Annotated in this window: 9 protein-coding genes; 4 read left to right on the top strand and 5 right to left on the bottom strand. The window is 38.1% G+C overall.

The window, feature by feature from the left end; translation table 11 throughout:
• Positions 1–147 precede the first annotated feature (147 nt).
• The 4 genes from ELS83_RS21130 to ELS83_RS21115 are packed head-to-tail and all read left to right on the top strand — an operon-like array spanning position 148 to position 5,176.
• On the top strand, positions 148–1,398 hold the full coding sequence (locus tag ELS83_RS21130; RefSeq protein ID WP_216616740.1) for a SusC/RagA family TonB-linked outer membrane protein: 1,251 nt from the start codon (positions 148–150) through the stop codon (positions 1,396–1,398).
• Positions 1,399–1,416: 18 nt separating this feature from the next.
• A complete protein-coding gene (locus ELS83_RS21125; protein ID WP_171597539.1) occupies positions 1,417–2,985 on the top strand; it encodes a RagB/SusD family nutrient uptake outer membrane protein in 1,569 nt (522 codons plus the stop codon).
• A gap of 30 nt (positions 2,986–3,015) precedes the next feature.
• Positions 3,016–3,912 (top strand): zinc-binding metallopeptidase, encoded by an 897-nt coding sequence (locus tag ELS83_RS21120; RefSeq protein WP_171597538.1) that lies wholly within the window; start codon positions 3,016–3,018, stop codon positions 3,910–3,912.
• Position 3,913: 1 nt separating this feature from the next.
• Positions 3,914–5,176, top strand: coding sequence for a DUF4302 domain-containing protein (locus ELS83_RS21115; protein WP_171597537.1), 1,263 nt, complete (start codon positions 3,914–3,916; stop codon positions 5,174–5,176).
• Positions 5,177–6,054: 878 nt separating this feature from the next.
• Here the strand turns inward: ELS83_RS21115 and ELS83_RS21110 are convergent.
• The 5 genes from ELS83_RS21110 to ELS83_RS21090 all read right to left on the bottom strand — a co-directional run bounded on the left by ELS83_RS21110 (position 6,055) and on the right by ELS83_RS21090 (position 9,782).
• Positions 6,055–6,327 (bottom strand): hypothetical protein, encoded by a 273-nt coding sequence (locus ELS83_RS21110; protein ID WP_171597536.1) that lies wholly within the window; start codon positions 6,325–6,327, stop codon positions 6,055–6,057.
• A 163-nt stretch (positions 6,328–6,490) separates the two neighbouring features.
• On the bottom strand, positions 6,491–7,180 hold the full coding sequence (locus ELS83_RS21105) for a hypothetical protein (RefSeq protein WP_171597535.1): 690 nt from the start codon (positions 7,178–7,180) through the stop codon (positions 6,491–6,493).
• A gap of 120 nt (positions 7,181–7,300) precedes the next feature.
• Positions 7,301–8,230: a hypothetical protein gene (locus ELS83_RS21100; protein ID WP_171597534.1), complete on the bottom strand. Its 930-nt coding sequence runs from the start codon at positions 8,228–8,230 to the stop codon at positions 7,301–7,303.
• A 195-nt stretch (positions 8,231–8,425) separates the two neighbouring features.
• Positions 8,426–9,166, bottom strand: a complete 741-nt coding sequence (locus tag ELS83_RS21095) for a hypothetical protein (RefSeq protein ID WP_171597533.1) — start codon at positions 9,164–9,166, stop codon at positions 8,426–8,428.
• Positions 9,167–9,248: 82 nt separating this feature from the next.
• On the bottom strand, positions 9,249–9,782 hold the full coding sequence (locus tag ELS83_RS21090) for an STM3941 family protein (protein ID WP_171597532.1): 534 nt from the start codon (positions 9,780–9,782) through the stop codon (positions 9,249–9,251).
• Between the last annotated feature and the right edge of the window lie 194 nt (positions 9,783–9,976).

Genomic DNA, 9,976 nt, shown 5'->3' with positions numbered 1-9,976 from the left:
GAGTGTGCCGTCTAATTTCTTTTACCTTAGCCTCGGTACTTTGTTTCTTTGTTCTCATTTTATAGACATTAATTGGTTACAAAAAGTTAAGAAATCTATCTCTTAAATTTTATACCAACTTGTCCAAATTAGGCTGAAGACTTACAGTTGCCTACCTGGAATGTTTCGGGAGCCTGGAATGCCCACGAAGAAGACTTTTTCGAGTCTTTGAGGCCTGCAGTTTCCCACCTGAAGCTGAGTGCCTCGTACAGCTTAACAGCCGATAGGGGACCTCACTATGTTACCAACTCGCGGGTTGATATCAGGAGCTGGAACCCATGGAGGCCTTCCACCAGTTTAAAGGAGAGCGCCCTTTATATCGAATCGCTGGAAAACAGCGAATTGACCTACGAGAAAAAGCACGAGCTGAACATTGGTGCCGAAATTGGCTTCCTCGATAACCGAATCAATACCACCATTGACTGGTACAAGCGCGACAATTACGACCTGATTGGTATAGTAAATACCCAGGGTGTTGGAGGAGAAGTGAGCAAGTTTGGGAATGTGGCCACCATGAGATCGCATGGTTTGGAACTTTCCATCTCGTCTACCAATATTAAAACCGACGATTTTACATGGAAAACCAATTTTGTCTACTCCAAAATTAAGAACAAGATTACCCGCCTGGATACCAAAGCCAGTGTAATCGATATGGTAACAGGAAGCGGATTTGCCCGCGAGGGATATGCCGTTCGATCGCTTTTCTCCATTCCCTTTAAAGGCCTGAACAGCGAAGGATTGCCTACCTTCCTTAACCAGGATGGAGAGGAAACCATTGGCGATATCTACTTCCAGGAAAGAGAGAATATCGATTTTCTTGAATACTCGGGTTCTGCCGATCCTACCGACATTGGAAGTTTGGGCAATACATTTACCTACAAAGGTTTAAAGCTGAATGTATTCCTTACTTACTCTTTTGGAAATGTGGTGCGTCTCGACCCGGTATTCAGCAGTTCGTACTCCGATTTGGCAGCCTTGCCTCGCGAGTTTAAAAACCGTTGGGCCGTTCCGGGCGACGAAAAAGTGACCAATGTACCTGTGCTTCCTACCAAACGACAGGCATCCAATTTGGGCTATGGAATGGGGATTGCTTATAATGCCTACAATTATTCTACAGAACGAATTGCCAAAGGCGACTTTGTCCGCATGAAGGAAATTTCACTGAGCTATGATTTTCCGAATACACTGGCAAGAAAACTGGGTGTAAACAAACTATCGGCACGCATACAGGCTACCAATTTGTTCCTGCTGTATTCCGATGATAAGCTGAACGGACAAGACCCTGAATTCTTTAACTCGGGTGGGGTAGCAGCTCCTGTACCTAAGCAGTTTACATTCACATTAAAATTAGGATTATAACCGCTAAAAATTAGGAAAATGAATAAATTAAAATTGATATATGTACTCATCCCTGCATTGTTTTTACTGGCATGCGATGATTTTCTGGACGAAACACCCGACAACAGGACAGAGCTGGATAGCAAAATTAAAATCCGAAAGCTCCTGACCTCTGCTTATCCCTCCAATACTTACACTTTGCTTGCGGAGTTAAGCTCCGATAATATTGTGGATTTGGGAGAGGATAACCCATATACAGTACGAATGATTGAGCAGGTTGCCTATTGGCAGAACGATACCGAATCGGATATCGATGGGGTGAAGGAATTGTGGCAAAGTGCATACAATGCCATTGCACATGCCAACCAGGCCTTAGATGCCATTAGCAAGGTGACCGATGAAGATGTATCGGCAGAAAAGGGCGAGGCTTTAATCACAAGGGCCTACAACCATTTTGTGCTGGTGAATGTGTTTTGCAAACATTACAACCAAACAAGCAGCAGTACCGACTTGGGCATTCCTTATATAGAAGCGCCCGAAACTGCTCTAAGTCCTGTGTACCAAAGAGGAAACGTGGCAGAGGTGTACAAAAAAATAAATGCCGATATCGAAGCGGCCCTGCCCCTGATCAAGGATGACATTTATGAGGTTAAGCCATACCATTTTAACAAAAAAGCGGCCTATGCCTTTGCAGCACGTTTTAACCTCTATTACGAAAAGTGGTCAAAAGCAAAGGAGTACGCCAATGTGGTATTGGGCAACAATCCGGCATCGGTACTAAGAGACTGGGTAGCACTTGGTAAGATTCCACGTAATTCTGATGCCGTATCTCAGGCCTACATAAAAAACGATGCTAACCTGCTTTCCATTACGGCATACACATCGGCTGGACTGTTATTTGGCGCAGGGTATTATTACGGATCAAGGTTTAATCATACTCGATTTTTATCGGAAAAAGAAACTTTGTATGCCGAAATGCCCTGGGGAAATCTTAACATTTGGAGCTATAACTATATGGCATTCTCTTATAAGGCAAGTAATATGGATAAAACCCTGGTAATTAAAGTTCCATATCTATTTGAGGTGACCGATCCGGTTTCTAATATTGGATATTGGCGTTCGGTAATTAATCCCTTTACAACAGACGAGTGTTTGCTGGTACGAGCCGAGGCAGAAATTATGCTGAACGAAAAGGCGGCTGCCATGGATGACCTGAATACATGGACACAGGCCTATTTCAAACAAACATCTGTGAGCCAGGTAACAACAATTGCCGATATCGCTAAGTTTTACGATACGGCAAACATGCCTTATTCTACAAATAATGCGCCTAACCAAAAGAAGAAACTGAATCCGAAATTCAGCATTAGCGCTGGAGAGCAGGAAAGTATGATTCATTACCTGCTGCAATGCAGAAGGATACTTACCCTGCACGAAGGCTTACGCTGGTTCGATATCAAACGTTATGGCATCGAAGTGCCGCGATATCAAGATCAAGGAAATGGTTATTTAAAGGTAATCGATGTGTTGGCTGTGGATGACAATCGAAGGGCCATTCAGTTGCCCCAGGATGTAATTTCAGCCGGCATGGAAGCCAACCCACGCTAAATTGAATTCTCATTTAAAAAGTACAGAAACATGAAAAAGATAATATACCACTTGCTGCTTGTTGCCATACTATTTGTGCCAGCATCCTGTAGCGAAGATGATCAGCCTAACCCCGATGTAAGTGTGGTGAGCATAGAGGAAGGCGAAATGAGTGAGTTCGACAAATACCTGGAACACATTTTTGTAGAGCCTTACAACTTAAGGTTGGTATACAAATGGGTAGACATAGAGTCGGATATGGGTTACCAGTTGGTGCCTGCCTCGTACAAGAACTCTGTAAAAATGGCCAATTTGATTAAATATGTTTGCCTGGATGCATATGCCGAGGTTTCACCCGATGATTTTTTGAAGAAATATTTTCCAAAAATGATCACCCTGATTGGCTCGGGGGCATACCGAAACAATGGAACAATGCTATTGGGTACTGCCGAAAGCGGTTTGAAAATTGCTCTTTATAAAGTAAATGATCTCAATTTAGGAAACATCAATACTTTGTATGCCTACTATTTTCGAACCATTTTTCACGAATTTTCTCATATTCTGCATCAAACCATCGATTATACCACCGATTTCGACCGCATTTCGGGTACCAACTATGTAGGCGAAGGATGGAATAGTGCATGGGGCAGAAACCAATGTTACCAGGCCGGTTTTATCAGCAATTATTCGAGCAAGGAACCCAATGAAGATTTTGTGGAGCTGATTGCCCATTACATTACCAATACGCCTGCGAGCTGGGAGGCAAAACTGGTACTGGCCGAAGCCGATGGAGCTGAAGGAAGGCAAAAGCTGAATCAGAAAATGGAAATCATCAGAACTTACATGAAAGAGTTCTGGGACATCGATATTGATGCCTTGAGAGATGCCATACAAAGTAGGGTAAACAATTTGCAACAGGTTGATTTGGATAATATAACAATTGAATAAGATGAAGAATAGATACAGATATAGCTTGCTGTTAGCTTTCCTGTTGAGCATGGTGTTTGCCGCCTGCGACAACGATACGGAATTGCTATTTGAAGAGACAGCTACGGAACGAAAAAAAGCGGCAATTAGTGAGTACGACAACGCTCTGAAATCATCTGCAAACGGATGGGCATTTGAATATTTTCCCGACAAAAATCAATCTTTCGGAGGATATAATTTTGTGCTCAAATTCGACGATCATGACAAGCTGATGGTGTGGTACGAGGGAATTCAATTGCTTTCCACCTCGGTAAGTTCTACCTACGACATTATCTCTTATGGTGGTCCGGTACTAAGTTTTGATACCTTCAACAATATTTTGCACCAGTTTGCAAACCCTTCGAGGTATGAGTACAATGCTAAAGGAGGAGATTTTGAGTTTTTACTGATGTCGCACAATGCCGATACCATTCATCTAAAAGGAACAAAAACCGGCAACCTGATGCGTCTGATTAAACTGAATGAACGCCCGGCAGAATATCTGCAAAAAGTAAGGGATGTTCAGGAATACCTTAAAAAAGCCACCTTTGGAACAAGCATTAACAATATCCCGGTAGAAGTGCTTTTGTCTGGCAGACACCTCATGTTTAACTATGAGGAAGAGGGGGAGGAAAAATCAGAAATATTGCCTTTTATCTATACTCCTGGCGGTATTCGTCTTTACGAATCCACCGAGATTTTGGGTAAGGAATTTCAGGAATTTACCCTTCAAAAGAGCGAGGAAAAATTGGTGTCTGATCAGCTTGCATTGAGTGTGGTTTTTCCTCCCATTGACTTAAGCGAATGGTGGTGGATTTATGATATTAACAAAGAAACAGAAAACTGTGCTGCAATAAAAGCTGTTTACGACGAGGTTTATAATGCAAATGCTTTGAGATGGGGGGAAAAACTGTATCCAAAGGTATGCTTTGGTAAAAGTCTTCGAGATGGATCAACAGAAATTGGATTAAGCTTTGTTTCAACGACGACTTCATCCTACTATGTTGCACATTATAATGTATTATTTACAGGTGTTTATGGTCATGATGATTATATAAATATGCATTTGGCAGGGAATGGTTTTAACTGGTCGTGGTACACACATTTAGAACCGTTTGTAAATTTTATTACTGAGAATGCACCCTACAAAATAGAGATTGATGATGACAAAAACCCAAGTAAGATCAAATTTACCAGTGTAGATAAGCCTGAGATTTGGTTTCACTTAGACAAACTTGCTTTCTAAGCTTTGCTCATTGGCAAAAAAGATAAAATTTGAGTTAGCGAGGGCTGGGCATTTGCCTGGCCCTTTTTTGTTTTTTTGCTTAGCAGGTAAGCTTTTTAGGATAGGCTTAGTGTGTTCAGCCTCAGGCTGCAAGCTTTAAGTATCAAGTATGGGCTACCTGCAATTGTTCATTGATAATTACTCATTAATTGTACTGTCCTCAAAAGTCGCTGTCCGGCATTCTGACAATTGTGATTTTATTCGAAGAAAGGCTTTAGTAAGACAGGGAAGCTGCAAGCTTGCTTAAAGATCACCCTGCCGCACTTAAGCATTTCAAGAATCAAATTGCAATTTTCAGTTCGCCTTGGGTTTTTTGCTCACTTTTTGGGCTTAAGCCAAAAAGTGAGAGCCCCTCCGGCTGGAGGAGAAGAAAATGCAATAACAATTCAGACATAAGTCTCAGGCTACCAGAAATAATCAATGTATTTATTGCATTCGCAAAGCACGATTTACAAACTCGGGCTAGCAGCCGGCACAAATATTGACTATCATGGGACACAAGCTTCTACTAACTGCTATTATTCATTACTAATTACTCATTGTTCATTGATATTTGGGCTTAAGCCAAAAAGTGAGAGCCCCTCCGGCTGGAGGAGAAGAAAATGCAATAACAATTCAGACATAAGTCTCAGGCTACCAGAAATAATCAATGTATTTATTGCATTCGCAAAGCACGAGTTACAAACTCGCGCTAGTGGGTGTCAATAACGTCAAAAATCTTTATCCACTTTTGATTGTTTAAGTGTCCTGTGAAAGTATTATCTAAAATTAAATTCATAGTGGTTTTCAATCTTGATAATCGCTTTTCCTGCTTTCTCTGATTATTTATATTTGCTTTATCAGTCTGTGTCATCTGTAATCCAGTTTAAATTTAATGCACCACATTTAGGACAAATCAAATTCTCTCGGTCAAGCTTATCAAAGTTGCACCGATTACATTTACCATAAGTCTCATTTATATGCTTAGTAATGTATTTAGATTCATGATGACTTAATTTGTAATCATCCATCAGACATTTAACTGTTTTAATTGGTGATTCTTGTTTCATTTTAATCAATCGGTTCTTATCTGACTGAGTAAACTCTGGAATATCAATCCCTTCTTTTGGCATGCAATTTTTGCAATGTACTTTCATGTCTGCTTAAAATGGCTACAACGGTTTTGCTAAAATTTGAGGGCGATTTTCAACCACCACCTTCTCAAGCACCGTTTTCGTTTATTGTTTTTGTTACATTATCTTGTTAGGCATTACCGCCCTTTAATTTTAACTTTTGTTAAGTACTGGTGTTTAACCGAATTAAGTTCTTGATTGTACTTTTTTCAATCATCTTATTATCAATTCGCCTTAAATGGATAATAAAAAAAGAGTCTTTAGTATTGAAGAAAGCTATAGCTGTCGGAATACAAATGTTGTTATAATGAATTTTGTAATGCATGATATCTTCATTATCACAAATCATCATAGAGTTTAATTTTAGATTTAATAATGTAAAATCATCCTGTCGTTCAATATCCATAATATCACTTTCTTTAGAAAAAGAGATCTTTAATGCTGTGCTTTGAATTGACATTGATTTTATCTCAAATGTTAAGCTTGGTTCTCCCCAGGATCCTGATGCAAACGAACTGAAGTCTTTAATTTCTGAAGATTCTATATATTTTATAGAGTCCAAACTAACCTCTTTATATTCTTTTATCTCGTTAATGTACATCAAGTACTCATCATTTATGTCATAGATATATAAGAATTTATCATCCTCTCTGCCAATGGAATAAAGTAAATCTGCTTTTTGCTGGACACTATCCTTAAAAATCCAATCATACCTTTCTTTAAGCTTATCTGACATCAATAGATTCATGTCATACGGTGTTGAAGTAATATTAGACACCAAAGGAACTATAACAAATGGTCCAAGTAGTATTAGGGTAATTATAGCTATTGTAATAATTATTTTTCTTGTCATTTTAAAAAGATTCTACTTTGCTTCACTTGTGCCTAACAGTTTTGCTAAAATTTGAGTGCCCGATAGCTATTGGGGGGAGCGTTACGGCCCTTTAATTTTAACTTTTGTTGTGCTTAGTAATTATTTGTTCTCAATCATTGCCTCAAGTTCTTCTTGGTCAATATTTGCTTGGTTTTCAAACTTTTTAACTTCATTAATCCATATTTCCTCGAAGTCAGGTTGAGCGATACTTTTTGTAATTGGTCTTACCGAAGGTCTTTCATCGTAAGCGTCAATTAAAATCTTATTAATATCATCGATACTCAGTTTCGCTTTTGAAGGATGGTTTTGCCTAATTTCCAAGCTTTTAATGATTTTCTCACGTCTCGAAATATCTTTCGGATAACACTCCTCTCTCAATGCGTTTAAAACCAAAATATCTGGTTCTTCATTCTCAATCATATATGCTTTTAACCTTCTGTGTCCGTCAATTATTATAAAAGCATCTAAACTATTTATGTACCAAGTTAAAATCGGAGGACAGCAGTTTTCTTTCACTTTTTTTCTCCACCATTTTACTCTTCCTTCGTCCTCGAATGGTGTTTCTTTCAATGATATTAAATTTCCATTGCCACTTATTCCCCAATCAAGATATGTTAACTGTGAATTTGAAAATACTTTGTCCGTTTCATTAACAATCCACTTTTCAAATAAATCGGGCTTTTGTCTTTGCCATTTTAACAATGCAAGCGATATCTTCCATTTTCCGTCATAAAGGATTGAATTGTCACTCTTTGAGAGAGAGTCAATAAAGAATCTTGACCAATAAGCAACTTTATCTGTTTGATTTGAACTTTTATATTTTTCAATTTGGTCAGACGTAATGGGCGGAATAATCATATCATTTTTATCCCAATCAATGTTATTTCTTAATATCCAAGCTCCATAATAATCAAATTCGATGCACCCCCAAAAAATTGTCAGGTCATCCTTTATCAACTTGAATCGCTGATTTCCTCCTGAATGTATTTGAAATTTTCCATCAGGTTGATTGTCAACCTCAATTATCAAATGAGACCAATTTCCATTATCATCTTGTATGTCTTTCCAGTGTCGTTTCATTTTATTAAGTACAACGTTCCAGTATAATAAACGTGAGTGATTTCAAAGCTCTTTCCTTTCAATTTGTACAGAACCAAATTAGGGTTTTGTTACAAAATAAAAGTTTTATAACAAGCTGTCAAATCGCAGATTTGACGGAGCTGACTAAATGCGAAAAAGCTTCCGTAAAACACTAAGCCACTTATGTTTTTTATATATTGTTGTAAGGCGTTTTTCTTGTTCTTTCAAAATTTTCAAGTTGCTTTCAAATGCTTTAAAACCTGTCTTATCATCTCTTCCAACTTCAGTCCAGACCGTCGACTTTCTCTCGTTTTCAGTTCTTAGATCTTCATATTCATAATGACCTATTTCGTCTGTTTCTCCTGTAAGAACAATCTTTCCTTTTTCAATCCAGTTAATAGCTCTTTTAATGTCAAAGTCTAACTGAGGATAAAAGCTGTCAATCAATTCTTTCTTTTCTATTTCATTCATTTGCTCCCAGGAATCCGCTTTATAGTTTGCAGATGGAGGAACTTCAACCATCAAGCCATAGCCCAGTCCAAGATCATTTAAAAAAACGTATCCTCTGCAATATAAATCATAAAATTCACGCAAAATATCTGGAAGGTTTTCATCTCTTTTTAAAGCAATCCTGAACTTATTCAGCATTTTCCATTTCTCGTATTCCCCTAAGTCAATGTATTTTTCAGACAGCAAATTAACTAATTCGTATTTCGCTCCATTCTTTTTATAATTGAAAGAAACTAACTCTAAATAGTAATCCTCAGATAAAACTGATTCAATTTCTTTGTCATTATATATCCAGTTTTCAAATTCCTCAATTGGAATTTCACCGATAATCGTAAGGTAGAATTTCAGCTCAATATGTTTTGGTATTTCTGTCATTTTTTTAAATGCACTACAACGGTTTGGCTATGCGTATTGTTCCATATGGCATAGCGTATAGGTGTTGTGGTGGCGTTGTTTTTTATTTTTTTCTTTTTTCAAATTCTTCAGTAATCAGTTTTTCCAAGGCGTCATGCTTTATTTTCAACGAGTTTGAAATTATTGATAAGGGTGAGCCGTACATTTTATAATTTGCTTTCATTGCTCTTTTTGAAATCCCATTTTTTGCTTTTTCTATATATTTGTCAGGTTTGTTGGTCTCAAGCATTAAAATTTTCGTTGAAGCAACTTGAACTGTTCCTATCCCTGTTATGTCAGCCCATTCTATAAGTCCTATACTTGTTGCATTAGAATTGTCTGTAATTCCCTCTTGGTCAATTGTTAATCCAGCTTTTTTATCAAATAGTTTTTTTGCTACAAACACAAGACAAAGTCCGAAAAATGCAACTGCTGCGATTCCCAGAATTCTTATTGTTTCGGCATTTCGGAATATAGAGCTTTTAAATTCTTCTGGATTTATAATGAATAGTGTTCCAAGAACGACAAAAATGGTCGCACCGATTAATAGTAGAAGAATTTTAGTCCTGCTTAATTGTATTTCAATTTTATCTGTCATTTGTCTGTTTTAAATGCACCACAACGGTCTGGTTAAAATTTGAGGGCTCCCGATAGCTATCCCTTAGGTTTGCATAGTCATGGTTAGTCCTTCTGATTTTGTAGTTTAGTGGTGATTAACCAGTCAGCAGAAGTAAACTAACGATAGTTTAAGGTTTGTAACCTATGTCCCGAATTAGACTTCTGCCGACATGA

Source organism: Marinifilum caeruleilacunae (assembly GCF_013141825.1).
In the GTDB taxonomy this organism is placed as follows: domain Bacteria; phylum Bacteroidota; class Bacteroidia; order Bacteroidales; family Marinifilaceae; genus Marinifilum; species Marinifilum caeruleilacunae.
Note: the sequence above shows the minus strand (reverse complement) of the source record. Positions and strands in the feature narration are given on the sequence as shown.